The organism is Mesorhizobium sp. NZP2077 (assembly GCF_013170805.1).
GTDB lineage: Bacteria > Pseudomonadota > Alphaproteobacteria > Rhizobiales > Rhizobiaceae > Mesorhizobium.
The window spans coordinates 4,412,198-4,426,012 of sequence record NZ_CP051293.1; the positions used below are offsets into that span (position 1 = coordinate 4,412,198).

Consider the following 13,815-nt stretch of genomic DNA (forward strand, 5'->3'; position numbering starts at 1 on the left):
CTTTCGATTGGCGCGCGGATTTTTCATCACCTTCGAAGGCGGGGAAGGCGCAGGTAAGTCAACGCAGATCGAGCGGCTGGCGAGGAAGATGCGCGCCAAGAAGTATGACGTCGTGCTCACGCGCGAACCGGGCGGCTCGCCGGGCGCCGAGGCGGTCAGGCATGTGCTGCTTTCAGGGGCGGCCGAGCCATTCGGGCCGAAGATGGAAGCGCTGCTCTTCGCCGCTGCCCGTTCCGACCATGTAGAGCAGGTCATCCGGCCGGCGGTCGAGCACGGCTCGATCGTGCTATGCGACCGTTTCCTGGATTCCTCGCGCGTCTACCAGGGCGTCACCGGCGGGATCGACCCGGCCTTCATGGATGCGCTGGAACAGGTCGCCATCAACGGCATGATGCCCGACATGACGCTGATCTTCGATATCGATCCGGCCGAAGGACTCAGGCGCGCGACGCTGCGGCGCGGCAGCGATGCCGACGCGGATCGCTTCGAGAAGGAAACACTTGCCATCCATCAGGCCCGTCGCGAGGCCTTCCTGGCGATCGCCGCGGCTGAGCCGGGACGCTGCATCGTCATCGACGCGTCCGCCGATCCCGATACGGTTGAGCACGTCGTCACCGCGGCCGTGTTCGCGGCTCTGGAGGCGAGGGCAACCGCCCGCAACAGGCAGGCCGCACCGGTATGATCTTCGAACGCATAGCGCCGGAACAGCATGACACGCTGGACGGCGTGCCCGAACCGTCCGAAACGCCCCGTCTGGTCGGGCACCGGCAGGCGGCCGAGATGCTTGCCGCCGCCTATAGGTCGGGAAAGCTGCCGCATGCGCTGATCTTTGCCGGACCTGTCGGTATCGGCAAGGCGACGCTGGCCTTCCATCTGGCGCATCACCTGCTGAAGCACCCGGCCTTCGCGCAGGCGCCGGAAAGCCTTGCCGTTCCCGATCCGGCCTCGCCGCTGTCTCGCCAGATCGCGACCGGGGCGCATCCGGGTGTGCTGCATCTGACGCGTCCGATGAACGACAAGACCAAGAGCTTCAAGACGGTCGTCACCGTCGACGAGATCCGCAGGGTTAGCCGCTTCCTGTCGATGACCTCGCATGACGGCAGCTACCGGGTAGTCATCGTCGATCCCGCCGACGACATGAATGCCAATGCCGCCAATGCCTTGCTGAAGAACCTTGAGGAGCCGCCGGCGCGAACGCTGTTCATCCTCATCGTCCACGCGCCGGGCAGTCTACTGCCGACGATCCGCTCGCGCTGCCAGGTGATACGCCTGGCGCCGCTCGACGCCGACGATTTACTGGCGGTGCTGCAGACCGCCGAACCGCCGCCACCGGGTGATCCGGCCGCACGGGCGGCGCTGGTCGAACGGGCAGGGGGCAGCGCGCGCAACGCGATCCTTTTGACGCAATATGGCGGGCTTGAGATCGCCGAGACGCTCGATGCGCTGGTGGCGAAGGGAAAGAGCGACATCGGAGGCGCCTATCGGCTCGCGGAAGCCGTCGCCGGCCGCGACCAGGCGATCCAGTTCGATATTCTCAACCGCCGGGCACTCGACCTTTTGTCGGATGGGGCAAGCCGGGCTGCGCTCGCCGGTGACCTCGCGCGGGCCAAAACGCTCTCCGACACCTGGCATGAGGCGTTGGACGCGATTTCCGAGACAGAGACCTACAATCTCGACAAGAAACAGCATGCCTTGACCATGATCGATCGCGTGAAGTCCGCGATGTGAACAGTCTTTCGGCGAAGCTTTCGACGTAGGCGGCCTGCTTTCAGGCAAGGGTCGTATTGTCGGACTGGTTTTTTCGCTGGACCGCGAGCGCGGCATCGTATTTCGCGCGATTAGCCCAATAGATGGTGGCGAAGAGCAGCGCCTGGTCGCGGAAAGGTACGTGGTCCACCGTGTCCGTAGCGGCTTCGGCTTCGATCCAGTCGGCGTGAAAGTCGGCGGCTGCCTTCCTGTCGCCGCCGAGAGCCATCTGCTGGAACCGGTGCATATGATCCTCGATGTCGAGGTAGCGGTCGGCCCAGACGATCGACCATTGCCGATTCTGCATGGTGAATTTGCGAATCCACCGCTCGCTTAGGTCCATGTCGCCTTCGGGTTTGGAATACATGACGTTGCGGCGCGCTTCGAGCAATGTGTTGGTGGCGACGACTTCATTCTCACGCCATAAAAGCCGCATCGCCGGATCGTTCAGAAACCGGTCCGCGTAGATGGGATGGGGAAAGGCGCTTTCCCTCAGCCCATCGATCTTGAAATAGACCAGCAGTTCGGACGCCACGCTGGCTTCGAGTTCGTTGCGTTCCATCTTGCCGTGGAAAGCCTCGAATCCGATGCCTGGGATAAAGGGCATATGCGCGGCGTGCCAGATTTCATGCAGGACGTAGAGGTCTTCGATAGCCGGGGACGCATAGTCATCCCGGCGCATGGTCAGCCCCCACCATGTGCAGAAATGCGCGCGCTCCAGGCGGTCGTTGGTGGTTTCGCAGCTGAAGCGGGGCAGGCGGGCATATTGATCGACGATGCCGTGGACATAACCGCCTTGGCGATGCGAGGATCGGAATGCTTCCGTTTTCCAGTGCGCCAGGCAGTGGGCATGGATGTCATCGCTCGTGACGAGCAGGATCAAATTCTTCATGACAGCGTCTCGGAATTCGGATTGGCCATGCCGATCCGCTCCGCCATGCCTGGCGTCAGGCACAAGCGTGGCCGGGCATCGACTGCCCCAGGGGCACGCGTCAGATAGGAGGCCAGATCGGGATCGTTTTGCGCTCCCGCCGCGGCCTGGGCAAGGATGAAGACGTCCGCGGGCGTCAAGGCAAGGCCGAGCGCCTGGCCGGCATGTTCGGCGACGCTGCCTTGAATGCTCGCGTAGCGGCGCGCCATGGCGAAGACGTCGAACCGCTCCATCAGCCGTATTCCCAATTGCAGCGATGTCAGGTTCTTGAACCATTGATTGCCAAACAAGCCGAGATTCTCCGATCGGCAGAACACCCCGCCGATGCGGTCGTAATAGGCGCCGAACGGTTTGGACAGGCTGATCACCACGGCGCTCACGCAAGGCGCGTCGGCGAGGATCGTCTCCGCCGGCGGTTCGCCGGTCGCCCCGACATAGGTCAAATCGAGGACGAGCTGGGCCGGGTTCGCGCGCTGGCTCAGGCGACGCAGAAATTCATTGGCCTGCGGCCACACCATGCCATCGATGGCCGAGGGCTGGCTGAGACAGAGTAGATCCCGGGGATTGACGGTATCGGCGACATCGCGCCAGGCGTGGCGTTCATATTCCACCACCGCAACGCCACAGGCTTCCGCATACGCTTTGTAGCCCTCATATTCGCCGCGAAAGATCACAAGCCGAGGCGAAAACCCCTCGACGCGTGCGCGGTTGCCGTAGTCGGCAATCAGATGAAAAAGCGGCTCGCTTGCGCCTGATGTGGGATAGCTGAATGGAAAGGCAGCCGGGTCCAGGGGCGCCATCGGCTTTGCCCAGCCGAGCCAAGTGTCGAAGAACCGCCTGTGCAGTGCGTTCTGCTTCCCGGTCCAGGCATGGCGAAACTGATCGAGATAGGCTGCGCGGACCGGATCGGGGCCGTTCCCCCCGCTGCTGCCGAGCAGCTCGGCCTTTACTGTTTCGATCTCGGGCGTGACGAGGGCGTAAACGGTTTTGCTGGCGCCGGCCTGACGCAAGCGCGCATCAAGGATCTGTCGCGGATCATATTGCGTAGTCGTGGCCATGCCGGTCTGCCTTTTTGTACCGCCGCGAAACTACGGATGGCGACCTGCCTTTGCAACGGTCGGGACTTGGCATGAGGCGCTGGACGCTATATCCGAGGCCGACACCTACAGTCTCGACAAGAAGCAGCACGCCTTGACCATGATCGACCGCCTGAATTCTGCAATGCGAATGTGACGGTCCCCACCGGGATGGCAAATGCCATTCCGATGCGATATCCACCGCCACGGCTTCCATTCAGACATTCATGATGGTTCATTCATGTCACGCGACACATTCTACATCACGACCGCGATTTCCTATCCGAACGGCAAGCCGCATATCGGCCATGCCTACGAACTGATCGCCACCGACGCTCTCGCGCGCTTTCAGCGACTCGACGGCAAGCAGGTCTTCTTCCTCACCGGCACCGATGAGCACGGCATCAAGATGCTGCAGACGGCGAAGCGCGAAGGCATTTCGGCGCGCGAACTGGCCGATCGCAACTCGGCCGATTTCAAGCGCATGGCGACCGCGCTCAACGCCTCCAATGACGATTTCATCCGCACCACCGAAGAGCGGCATTACGCGGCCTCGCAGGCGATCTGGAAGGCGATGGACGCCAATGGCGACATCTACAAGGGCGGTTATGCCGGCTGGTACTCGGTACGCGACGAAGCCTATTACGGCGAGGAGGAGACGGAGGTCCGTCCCGACAATATCCGCTACGGGCCGCAGGGAACGCCTGTCGAATGGGTCGAGGAAGAGAGCTATTTTTTCCGCCTCTCGGCTTACCAGGACAAGCTCATCGCGCTTTATGAGAGCCAGCCCGACTTCATCGGCCCGGCCGAGCGCCGCAATGAGGTGATGAGCTTCGTCAAATCGGGGCTGAAGGACCTGTCGATCTCGCGCACCACCTTCGACTGGGGCGTGCCGGTTCCTGGCGACGACAAGCATGTGATGTATGTCTGGGTTGACGCCCTGACAAACTACATCACCGGCGTCGGCTATCCCGATGAAAATGATGAGAAATGGCGTTTCTGGCCGGCCGATGCGCATATCATCGGCAAGGACATTGTCCGCTTCCATGCGGTGTACTGGCCGGCCTTCCTGATGTCGGCCGGCATCCCGCTGCCGAAGCGCGTTTTCGGCCACGGCTTCCTGTTCAACCGTGGTGAGAAGATGTCGAAATCGGTGGGCAACGTCATCGACCCGTTCACCATGGTCGAGCATTACGGTCTCGACCAGGTGCGCTACTTCTTCCTGCGCGAAGTGCCGTTCGGCCAGGACGGCAGCTACAGCCATGAAGCGATCGTCAACCGCACCAACGCCGATCTCGCCAACGGCCTCGGCAATCTGGCGCAGCGCTCGCTGTCGATGATCGCCAAAAACTGCGGCGGCGTAGTGCCGAAGCGCGGCGATTTGACGGAAGCCGACGGTGCCATCCTGGATCAGGCCGTGGCGGCTCTCGCCACCGCGCGCAAGGCGATGGCCGGGCAAGGCATTCATCTGGCGCTCGCGGCGATCTTCGATGTGGTGGCGGAAGCCGATCGATACTTCGCTGGACAGGCACCATGGGCGCTGAAGAAGACCGATCCGGAACGCATGGAAACGGTGCTATGGACGACCGCCGAACTCGTGCGCCGTATCGCGCTGCTGTGCCAGCCCTTTGTTCCGGGGTCGGCCACGAAGCTGCTCGACCTGCTGGCGGTGCCTGCGGACACGCGTAACTTCGAGCATGTCCACGCCGACTATGCGCTTGTGCCGGGCGTCGCCTTGCCCGTGCCAGAGGGCGTGTTTCCGCGTTATGTCGAACAGCCGGACGCGAACGCCTGATGCTTGTCGACAGCCACTGCCATCTGGATTTCCCAGATTTCGCCGAGGAGCGGGCGGCCATTGTCGCCCGCGCCAAAGCGGCCGGTATCGGCCGCATGGTGACGATCTCGACCCGTGTGAAGCGCTTTCAGCAAATACTTGAAATCGCAGAGACTTTCGACGAGGTGTATTGCTCGGTCGGCACCCATCCGCACAATGCCGCGGAAGAACTCGACGTCACGACTGCCGAGCTTGTCCGTCTATCGGCTCATCCGAAGGTGGTGGCGATCGGTGAAGCCGGGCTCGATTATTTCTACGACAAGGCGCCGCGCGATGCGCAGGCGCAGGGCTTTCGCAATCATATTGCCGCGGCTCGCGAGACCGGCCTGCCGCTCGTCATCCATTCGCGCGACGCCGATGACGACATGGCAGGTATTCTCGAGGACGAAACAGGGAAGGGCGCCTTCCCTTTCATCCTGCATTGTTTCTCCTCCGGACGCCGGCTGGCCGAGGTGGGCGTCGCGCTCGGCGGCTATGTCTCGTTCTCGGGCATCCTGACCTTCAAGAATTCGGCCGAATTGCGCGCCATCGCCGCCGACGTGCCGCATGACCGGCTGCTCGTCGAAACAGACGCACCCTATCTGGCGCCGATACCGTTTCGCGGCAAGCGCAATGAGCCGGCCTATGTCGCGCACACGGCACGAGTGCTGGCGGAAACGATTGGCGTCAGCGAGGCTGAGGTCGCCGATCTGACGACGAACAATTTCTTCCGGCTGTTCGGCAAGATGCCGCGGCCTGCCGAGCAGAGCGCCTGAACGATGACCGACCGGCTGCGCCTCACCATTCTCGGCTGCGGCTCGTCGCCAGGTACGCCGCGCATCACCGGCGACTGGGGCAATTGCGACCCGACCAATCCGAGGAACCGGCGCATGCGCACGGCAGCACTGGTCGAACGGATTGCCGCCGACGGCCGCCGTACCACCGTGGTCATCGACACCGGGCCGGATTTCCGCGAGCAGATGCTGCTCGCTTCGGTCAAACGCATCGATGCGGTCGTCTATACGCACCCGCATGCCGACCATATCCACGGCATCGACGATCTGCGCGGCTATGTGCTCGAGCAGCGCCACCTGATCGACATCCATGCCGACCAACCGACGATGCTGCGCCTGCGGCAGGCGTTCGGCTATTGCTTCGAGACGCCGCCGGGCAGCTCTTATCCGCCGATCGTGCTGGCCCATATCATCGACCACGCAAAGTCCGTGGTGATCGAAGGCGAGGGGGGTGCCCTCACCCTAGAGCCACTGCCGCAGTTGCATGGCGACATCATCTCACTCGGTTTCCGCATCGGCGGCCTGGCCTATTGCCCTGATATCAGCGGCTTTCCCGACGCCACTGCCGAGCGGCTGCGCGGCCTGGAGATGCTGGTCATCGACGCGCTGCAGTACAACACCCATCCCAGCCATCTGTCGCTCGGCGAGGCGCTCGGCTGGATCGAGAAGCTGGCGCCGAGTAATGCCGTGCTGACCCATATGCACGTGCCGCTCGACTATGCGACCGTGATGGCCGAGACGCCTGATAAGGTGGTCCCAGCCTATGACGGCATGGTGATTGAAATCCCCTTTGAATCAGCGCGATAAACACGCCGGTTCATTGTACCGTTCGTTTCTTTGGCCCGAATATCAGCAGCGTTCCAATCCGCTCATAGCCCATGCGGGGATAAAGCAGCGCTCCGGCATGCGTCGCCAACAGCATAGAGCATCGCGCTCCACGAGCCTGGTCGTCCTGCAGCATTCTGGACATCAGCGCCTGGCCGATGCCGCGACGCCGGTGCGATGGCTCGACATACATGGCCGCGCACCAGGTGGCGCCCACGGCGTCAATGCTGCGCACACGCCCGACAATCTCGTCGCCATCGACCGCCACATATTGGCGGAACGGCGCGTCGTCGCCGAGCAGATCGGCCGCGATCGGCCGCCTGCGGATAATCGCGGCCAGCTGCGCCGCCCGTTCGACTGTCTGGACACGCTCAATCGAGACGACCGCCGGCGAGACGGCCGCCGGCGGGCTTGAAATCTGACGTAATGGCTGGACGAAAAAACCCTCCGTCCGCAGCAGCCGGTAGCCGAGAGCCTTGTATGCGGTTCGCGTCGGCCCATCCGGTTCGTCGTTTGCGATCACGACGGAGATAGCGAAACCCGGTCGCGCATGCTGCCGCACAATCGCATCGGCTTCCTGGGCAGCGACGTCATGGACGACCCATTCCTCGCCACGGTAGTCGCGAGCATTCTTGCGCGGCGCATCGCGCATCGCCACAATGGCCCGACGCGGCTGACCTCGTAAGGAAAGGTGCGGCTTTTGTCGGTGCTGTAGCCATGTACGAACACCTCGATCGCCGATTCGATCTCACGCTTTGCTGCCGTCATCGACGCAGCGTAGCGTTGGCAATCCACATGAGGCAACAGACATCGAGCGTCTCAAGCCTATGAAAAGCAGCAGTAATTTCCAGCTGCTGGCGAATACGTTAGTTCCATAATCTATCTTATGCGACTTTCGGGTGTGCAGTCTGGAGACCCGGATGGCGACCTACTTTGCGGCCGGCCGTGTGACGCGATAACCTCCCTGTCCATATCATCAGGACCATCAAGAATGAGCGCATCGTTTCTCGACCTTCCCGATCGCCTTGCCGATAGCCGCAGGCTTCGCGCAGTGATCTTCGGAGCCGGCCATGGCAGCACCTATCCCGGCAAGGACAGCAGCGGCTATGCCTTGGCGGCCGAGGCCATCCGCGCAGCCAGCCAGGATGATGCCTCGCTCGTCGAACACTGGGACTTCGATCTCGGCGGCCCGTTGTTCGATGGCAAGCCGGTCTGCTGCGTCGACGCCGGCGACATCTCGACCACCCTGCACGACAATGCCGGCAACCGCGCCCGGGTCGAGGCGAAGACGCGCGAGGTCTTGGCTTTGCCGGCCATCCCGATCCTGCTTGGCGGTGACGATTCCGTCGTCATCCCGTTCCTTGCCGGCTTTGCCGACCACGGACCGATCTGGATCCTGCAGATCGATGCCCATATCGATTGGCGCGACGAGGTGCATGGCAAACGCTACGGCTATTCGAGCCCGATGCGGCGGGCGAGCGAGATGCCGCATGTCGCCGGCATGGTGCAGGTCGGCCTGCGCAGCGTCGGCAGCGCGCGCCTCGCTGAAATCGAAGCGGCGCAACACTATGGCAGCCGTTTCGTGACCGCGCGCGAGGTGCATGCTCAAGGCGTGGAAGCGGCGCTCAGGCATATTCCGGAAGGCGCGCGGGTCGTCGTCACCTTCGACTGCGACAGCCTTGATCCCGGCATCATGCCGGGCGTGGCGGCGCGTACGCCGGGCGGCCTCACCTACACGCAGGCGATCGACCTGATCGCCGGCCTCGGCAAGCGGGCCAGAATCGTAGGATTCGACCTTGTCGAACTCTATCCGCCCGCCGACATAGACGGCCTGTCGGCCCTCACCGCCGCGCGCCTTCTCGTCAATGTGATCGGCACCATCGTCCGGCAGGTTTGAAACCCGGCTAGGTCGCGCCAGCCGCTGAAATGCGCTGATGCACGCTGTCCAGGCTTTCCGCCAGCGCATCGAAGACGTTGCGGGCCGTGAGCTCGTTCAGGACCTGCTCATTGATGCCGCCGCGGGTCGCATAATCCTGCGCCAGATGCGTGAAGTCCGCATCGGGCGCCGTCTCCGGAGCGTGTCCAAGCGCCGTGAAGAGCGCCGCGATATAGTCGCGCCCCTTGGTATCCGGCACGCCATGCGCTTTGAGCCAGCGGTGGATCGTATCGAGATATTTGAAGTAGGTGGCATAGGTCGCAGTCACGACACTCAACGCATCGAACTCGCTCGAACTCTCGACCTCGATCACCTTCCCCAGTCCGGCCAGCAATGGGGTCACCTCCGGATCAGGCGGATAAATGATCGTCACCCCCAGCCGCTGGGCGATCATCGGCATGGGCAGCGCTTTTGTCACGTGGCTCGCGGGCGCGGTCAGGCCGACAATTTCCTCGCGCGACAGCGTGGCGATCAGGCTGATGAGATGATGGTCGCGCCGAAACCGCAATTCGGGCAGCACCTGGTGGGCAATCTGCGGCCGCACCGCCAGCATGACGGTGTCGCATGCATCGAGCACCGCCTGATTGTCGACGGCAGCATCCACATTCGGATAGCGGGAAGCGAGATCCGATGCGATCTCTTCGTTGCGAGGCGACAACACCACCGAGACCGGATCGCCCTCGAGCGATTTGAGCCCCGTGACAATGGCTGAAGCAAGCGCGCCCGTGCCGATGAAGCCAAGTTTCATTTGAAGTCCCACGACGTTGATTTTCCGGCTCGTCGTCCGCTGGTCACCGCGGCACCTGCTCCAGGCTGATCCGGTAGTTCAGCGAACGCTTCGCGCCGGGTTCGATCAGCATCACGCCAGGCTTGTCCGTGAATTCGCCGTCGAAATCGGCCGGGCTTGCCACGCCGTGCCAGGGCTCGATGCACAGGAACGGCGCACCGCCCGGCTTGGACCAAATGCCCAACTCCTCTGCCCCCTGCCATGACATTTCGATGGCCGGACCATGGTCGGCGGCGTAGCGCACGCTGGAGCTGGCGGGCCGATCCAGAATGACGGCGTCGTCATCGAACAGCTGCTCGGACAATGCGAGCGTCCTGCCTTCGATCGGCGTCGACCGCGTCTCGGCGAGCAGAAGGCCATCCTTCAGCCGACGGATCGGCGCCTGCTCATCGTCGGCAAAAATCAGCCGATAGGCCTCCTTGGACAATTCCGGCTGCAACGGCCAGTTGAATGCCGGATGCGCACCGACCGAGGCCGGCAACAGCTCGTCGCCCGTGTTGGTGACCTCCAGGGCCACGCCAAGCTGCTGGCGGTCCAGCGTGTAGGTGATGGCAAGGCGAAAAGCGAAGGGGTAGTGCGTACGGGTATCGGCATCGTCGGTGAGAACCAGCGTGCAGGATCGAGGCCCCCTCTCCGCCCAGGTGAACAGCTTGTCGCGCGCGAAGCCGTGCTGCGTCATAGGATAGGCTTGGCCGCGATGGCGCAATTTATCGCCTTTCAGCCGGCCGACGATCGGAAACAGCACCGGCGAATGTCGCCGCCACTCTGGCCCGGCTTGCCACAAGTACTCGAATCCGTGCGTATCCTGCAGCGAGACAAGTTCGGCGCCCTGCACTGTGATAACAGCCGAAATGCCGTCGCCATGAAGCGTCTGGCTGTCCTGTGCCACATGTCCTCGCTGTGTTGGATGCTGGTTCGGCGGGCAGACTAGCAAAAGCTCTTGGGGACTCAAGGTGTAGCCGGGTGTTGCTGGAATGAATTGTGGCCGGAGGATCTCTCCTCCGGCCACCTCTCCGCATCAAGGACGATATACTCGCCCTTGCCCACAGCGGACAGTCGTTATTCGCGCTCGCCGGTGAAATTCAGCAACAGCTGAAAGATGTTGATGAAGTTCAGATAGAGCGAGAAGGCGCCGAAAACGGCCAGCTTCTGACGCGATTCCGCATCGAAATTCTCGGCGTACTGTTCCTTGATCGTCTGCGTATCCCAGGCGGTCAGGCCGATGAAGACGGCGATGCCGATCACCGAAATGGCGAACTGCAGGGCGGTCGAACCGAGGAAGATGTTGACAATGCTGGCGATCACCACGCCGATCAGGCCCATGATCAGGAACGACGATAACTGTGTCAGGTCGCGCTTGGTCGTGTAGCCATAGAGGCTGGTGGCGCCGAACATGGCGGCGGCGATGAAGAAGGTGCGCGCGATGCTGGTTCCGGTGAAGACCAGGAACACGGAGGCGAGCGACAAGCCCATCACCGCACAGAAGGCCCAGAACATCATCTGGGCGCTCGCCGCCGACATGGTCTGCATCTTGAACGAAAACAGCAGGACAAAGGCGAGCGGCGCCAGCATCACCACATATTTCAGCGGGCTGGAGAAGATCGGCACATAGAGCGCCGGCGTCGACGACACCATCAAAGCGACCAGGCCGGTGACCACGAGGCCAAGGCCCATATAGTTGTAGACGCGCAGCATATGCTGGCGCAGGCCCTCGTCGAAGACGGCTCCGGCCTGTGCGCCGGCGCCGACGCGATAACCCAGATTGGGCGTGTTCATTTTCAGTCTCCTTTGCAAATCGGTCAGTAAAGCGTTTTGGCGAGCGTCTCGGCGGCGCGGTCGAGGTCATGAACCCCGCTCATCGCGACCACCGCATAGGCGACCTCGCCGATCTGGAAATAGGCCGAGGAAATATCGCCCGAGGGCGCGACGGTCGGCTTGACCACGTTGAAGGTTCCCGGCCGGATGGCAAACAGCGACACCAGGCCCATATCCTTGGTGTCGACAGCCATCTCGACACTCGGGCCGAAGCGCGACGGATAGATCTGCACGTCGCGCACCTTCCAGTCCTTGGGCAGCGACGGCATAACGATCGCGGTCGCGGCGCGGATCTCGCCGGCATTGTAGTTGGGCGCTTCCGGCTGCGAGGGCATAGTTTCGCGCACCAGCGTCGTCCTGTGTGCCCGCACCGCCTCCTCGACATAGGCGGGCGGCTGCGGCGAAGCGATGACCTTGGTCACCGACATCGGCCCGATGACGCCGTTCGCCAGCCAGCCGGCGGCAATGAAGGCGGTAACGGCCGCGGCGCGCTGCAAAACACCGAAGATACGGCCGCGGACAAACCCCCTCTCCAGCCGCCGCGCAGCGTCAGCGGTCGCCGGCCGCGCCACGCCCTTGGAGCCGGCAAGCGCCACGCGCAGTTCATCCCGGGTCCGCAGATCCGACATCACGCGCGCGGCAGCCTCCGGACGTGTCGACAGGAATGCTTCAACCTCGATGCGGCGGGTGACATCCAGCTGGTCGTCGACATAGGCGTCGAGGTCGGCGTCGGTCACGGGGTCGACAAGAGCGGTCATTGCTCACCTCCCACGATTCTCAAATAATTCTTGCGACGTCCCGGGGCGGCGTCCTCCATCTGGCGCAAGGCAGCGCGCGCCCTGCCGATGCGCGACATCAGTGTGCCCAGCGGCACGCCGGTGGCATTGGCCGCCTGTTGATAGGAAAGCCCTTCGATGGCGACCAGATGCAGTGCCGAGCGCTGTTCTTCCGGGAGGTTGAAAAAGGCATCCCGCACCTGCGCCAGGCGCACAGTATGCTCCTGCGGCGCCGGCGTGCTGGCATCGGCGAGGTATCCGGCCTGTTCGATGCGCGCCGCTTCCGAGCGGCGCGAGCGCATGCGGTCGACAAACGCGTTGTGGACGATCGACAGCAGCCAGGCCCGCAGGTTTCCACCCGAGCGGAAGGTGCCGCGCTTCTCATAGGCGCGCACCAGCGCGTCATGCACGAGATCCTCGGCGTCCGCATTGTCGCGCGTCAGCGACTGTGCGTAGCGCCGCAGCGATCCGAGCTGTCCTATGATGTCAAAGCGTGGCATCGACCGTTTCATGTCCTGTTTACGGAGCATGTGGGGATTTTAATCCCGAGCCGTGCCATTTTTCTTGTGGCGGGGTTACCGAAGGGTCGTGTTTGCCAGCACCCTCCCCCAGCCTGGCCCTCAGGGGCGAAGTGGTTTTGCCGGTTTGGGCGTCGTTACACCGCAGGCGCGCAACACCCACCTGCGGCCGTCGCTGCGAAAATCGGTGATGCTGAGCGGCTCGATGTCGATCTTCCAGCAAGCGGCAAGCGGAGCACCGAGAACATGCGCGATCGCGGTGCGGATGACGCTGGCATGGGTCAGCGCGATCGTGTGGCCACGCTCGGCCATCAACCGGTCCATCAAGTCGGAGGCCCGGCGAGCAACGTCGGCCAACGACTCGCCGCCGTGCGTCGCCGCATTGGGGTCTGTGAGCCAGGCAACTATGTCTTCGGGCTGTTCCGCCTGGACCTGCTCAAAGCTCCTGCCAGCCCAGCCTCCATGATCCTGGTCCGCCAGAAGCGGCTCGACCGATGCCTGCAGCGCCAGCGACTCGGCGGTCTGGCGGGCGCGAAGTGCTGGCGCTGTCCACACGCGGTCGGCGCGGCGCAGCATCCCGCGCATCGCCTTCGCCTGCGTCAGCGATCGCGGCTCCAACGGCTCATCCGACGGGAATGCACCTTTCCGGGTCGCGGCCGTGGCGCCGTTGCAGATCATCGTCAGCCGTACCAGCATGAAGCAGTCATCCCTAAGCCGCTTTCGAAGCGGCGCATGCGCTGCGATAAGAATGGCGGCTATCGTTTCGATCGAAAGGCCACACCCTTGGGCGCAGCCTTC

The 13,815-nt window shown here is 63.1% G+C and carries 15 protein-coding genes and 1 pseudogene; 7 read left to right on the forward strand and 9 right to left on the reverse strand.

What is annotated here, in order from left to right; all coding sequences use genetic code 11:
• Positions 1-7: 7 nt before the first annotated feature.
• A complete protein-coding gene (gene tmk, locus HGP13_RS21985) occupies positions 8-682 on the forward strand; it encodes a dTMP kinase (RefSeq protein WP_172229010.1) in 675 nt (224 codons plus the stop codon).
• Positions 679-1,728: a DNA polymerase III subunit delta' gene (locus HGP13_RS21990; RefSeq protein WP_172229011.1), complete on the forward strand. Its 1,050-nt coding sequence runs from the start codon at positions 679-681 to the stop codon at positions 1,726-1,728. The genes tmk and HGP13_RS21990 overlap by 4 nt, the downstream gene beginning before the upstream one ends.
• 40 nt (positions 1,729-1,768) lie before the next feature.
• On the opposite strand, the gene HGP13_RS21995 is transcribed toward HGP13_RS21990, so the two are convergent.
• Together HGP13_RS21995 and HGP13_RS22000 are read right to left on the reverse strand one after the other, a co-directional pair.
• Positions 1,769-2,638, reverse strand: a complete 870-nt coding sequence (locus tag HGP13_RS21995) for a hypothetical protein (RefSeq protein WP_172229012.1) — start codon at positions 2,636-2,638, stop codon at positions 1,769-1,771.
• Positions 2,635-3,735 (reverse strand): aminotransferase class I/II-fold pyridoxal phosphate-dependent enzyme, encoded by a 1,101-nt coding sequence (locus tag HGP13_RS22000; protein WP_172229013.1) that lies wholly within the window; start codon positions 3,733-3,735, stop codon positions 2,635-2,637. The genes HGP13_RS21995 and HGP13_RS22000 overlap by 4 nt, the downstream gene beginning before the upstream one ends.
• A gap of 64 nt (positions 3,736-3,799) precedes the next feature.
• Here HGP13_RS22000 and HGP13_RS38780 point away from each other — a divergent pair.
• The 4 genes and pseudogenes from HGP13_RS38780 to HGP13_RS22015 all read left to right on the forward strand — a co-directional run.
• Positions 3,800-3,910 (forward strand): annotated as a pseudogene (locus HGP13_RS38780) (DNA polymerase III subunit delta'); the annotation flags it as partial.
• 84 nt (positions 3,911-3,994) lie between these two features.
• The gene (gene metG / locus HGP13_RS22005) at positions 3,995-5,548 is read left to right on the forward strand and encodes a methionine--tRNA ligase (protein WP_172229014.1); all 1,554 of its coding nucleotides are present in this window, start codon (positions 3,995-3,997) and stop codon (positions 5,546-5,548) included.
• On the forward strand, positions 5,548-6,342 hold the full coding sequence (locus HGP13_RS22010) for a TatD family hydrolase (protein ID WP_172229015.1): 795 nt from the start codon (positions 5,548-5,550) through the stop codon (positions 6,340-6,342). Before metG ends, HGP13_RS22010 begins: the two co-directional genes overlap by 1 nt.
• 3 nt (positions 6,343-6,345) lie before the next feature.
• Positions 6,346-7,167 carry an MBL fold metallo-hydrolase gene (locus HGP13_RS22015; protein ID WP_172229017.1) on the forward strand — a complete coding sequence of 274 codons (822 nt, stop codon included), beginning with the start codon at positions 6,346-6,348 and terminating at the stop codon, positions 7,165-7,167.
• A gap of 10 nt (positions 7,168-7,177) precedes the next feature.
• Here HGP13_RS22015 and HGP13_RS22020 read toward each other — a convergent pair whose 3' ends face one another.
• Complete coding sequence (locus HGP13_RS22020; protein ID WP_246707091.1) at positions 7,178-7,837, reverse strand: GNAT family N-acetyltransferase; 660 nt, start codon at positions 7,835-7,837, stop codon at positions 7,178-7,180.
• Positions 7,838-8,176: 339 nt separating this feature from the next.
• Here HGP13_RS22020 and HGP13_RS22025 point away from each other — a divergent pair, with 339 nt between their 5' ends.
• Positions 8,177-9,082: an agmatinase gene (locus HGP13_RS22025; RefSeq protein ID WP_172229019.1), complete on the forward strand. Its 906-nt coding sequence runs from the start codon at positions 8,177-8,179 to the stop codon at positions 9,080-9,082.
• 7 nt (positions 9,083-9,089) lie between these two features.
• On the opposite strand, the gene HGP13_RS22030 is transcribed toward HGP13_RS22025, so the two are convergent.
• The 6 genes from HGP13_RS22030 to HGP13_RS22055 all read right to left on the reverse strand — a co-directional run bounded on the left by HGP13_RS22030 (position 9,090) and on the right by HGP13_RS22055 (position 13,713).
• Complete coding sequence (locus tag HGP13_RS22030; protein WP_172229022.1) at positions 9,090-9,869, reverse strand: pyrroline-5-carboxylate reductase; 780 nt, start codon at positions 9,867-9,869, stop codon at positions 9,090-9,092.
• Between the two features lie 43 nt (positions 9,870-9,912).
• The gene (locus HGP13_RS22035; protein WP_172229024.1) at positions 9,913-10,797 is read right to left on the reverse strand and encodes an aldose 1-epimerase family protein; all 885 of its coding nucleotides are present in this window, start codon (positions 10,795-10,797) and stop codon (positions 9,913-9,915) included.
• Between the two features lie 170 nt (positions 10,798-10,967).
• Entirely contained in the window at positions 10,968-11,684 is a 717-nt protein-coding gene (locus HGP13_RS22040; protein WP_172229026.1) for a Bax inhibitor-1/YccA family protein, read from the reverse strand.
• Positions 11,685-11,707: 23 nt separating this feature from the next.
• Positions 11,708-12,481 carry an anti-sigma factor gene (locus tag HGP13_RS22045; protein ID WP_172229028.1) on the reverse strand — a complete coding sequence of 258 codons (774 nt, stop codon included), beginning with the start codon at positions 12,479-12,481 and terminating at the stop codon, positions 11,708-11,710.
• Positions 12,478-12,999 (reverse strand): sigma-70 family RNA polymerase sigma factor, encoded by a 522-nt coding sequence (locus tag HGP13_RS22050; RefSeq protein WP_246707092.1) that lies wholly within the window; start codon positions 12,997-12,999, stop codon positions 12,478-12,480. The genes HGP13_RS22045 and HGP13_RS22050 overlap by 4 nt, the downstream gene beginning before the upstream one ends.
• A gap of 120 nt (positions 13,000-13,119) precedes the next feature.
• On the reverse strand, positions 13,120-13,713 hold the full coding sequence (locus HGP13_RS22055) for a histidine phosphatase family protein (protein ID WP_172229032.1): 594 nt from the start codon (positions 13,711-13,713) through the stop codon (positions 13,120-13,122).
• Positions 13,714-13,815: the final 102 nt, after the last annotated feature.

Excerpts from the sequence above, each read along its gene's own strand:
- HGP13_RS21990 (WP_172229011.1), top strand. The coding sequence starts at position 679 with ATGATCTTCGAACGCATAGCGCCGGAACAGCATGACACGCTGGACGGC.
- HGP13_RS21995 (WP_172229012.1), bottom strand. The coding sequence starts at position 2,638 with ATGAAGAATTTGATCCTGCTCGTCACGAGCGATGACATCCATGCCCAC.
- HGP13_RS22000 (WP_172229013.1), bottom strand. The coding sequence starts at position 3,735 with ATGGCCACGACTACGCAATATGATCCGCGACAGATCCTTGATGCGCGC.
- metG (WP_172229014.1), top strand. The coding sequence starts at position 3,995 with ATGTCACGCGACACATTCTACATCACGACCGCGATTTCCTATCCGAAC.
- HGP13_RS22010 (WP_172229015.1), top strand. The coding sequence starts at position 5,548 with ATGCTTGTCGACAGCCACTGCCATCTGGATTTCCCAGATTTCGCCGAG.
- HGP13_RS22015 (WP_172229017.1), top strand. The coding sequence starts at position 6,346 with ATGACCGACCGGCTGCGCCTCACCATTCTCGGCTGCGGCTCGTCGCCA.
- HGP13_RS22020 (WP_246707091.1), bottom strand. The coding sequence starts at position 7,837 with ATGCGCGATGCGCCGCGCAAGAATGCTCGCGACTACCGTGGCGAGGAA.
- HGP13_RS22025 (WP_172229019.1), top strand. The coding sequence starts at position 8,177 with ATGAGCGCATCGTTTCTCGACCTTCCCGATCGCCTTGCCGATAGCCGC.
- HGP13_RS22030 (WP_172229022.1), bottom strand. The coding sequence starts at position 9,869 with ATGAAACTTGGCTTCATCGGCACGGGCGCGCTTGCTTCAGCCATTGTC.
- HGP13_RS22040 (WP_172229026.1), bottom strand. The coding sequence starts at position 11,684 with ATGAACACGCCCAATCTGGGTTATCGCGTCGGCGCCGGCGCACAGGCC.
- HGP13_RS22045 (WP_172229028.1), bottom strand. The coding sequence starts at position 12,481 with ATGACCGCTCTTGTCGACCCCGTGACCGACGCCGACCTCGACGCCTAT.
- HGP13_RS22050 (WP_246707092.1), bottom strand. The coding sequence starts at position 12,999 with ATGCCACGCTTTGACATCATAGGACAGCTCGGATCGCTGCGGCGCTAC.
- HGP13_RS22055 (WP_172229032.1), bottom strand. The coding sequence starts at position 13,713 with ATGCTGGTACGGCTGACGATGATCTGCAACGGCGCCACGGCCGCGACC.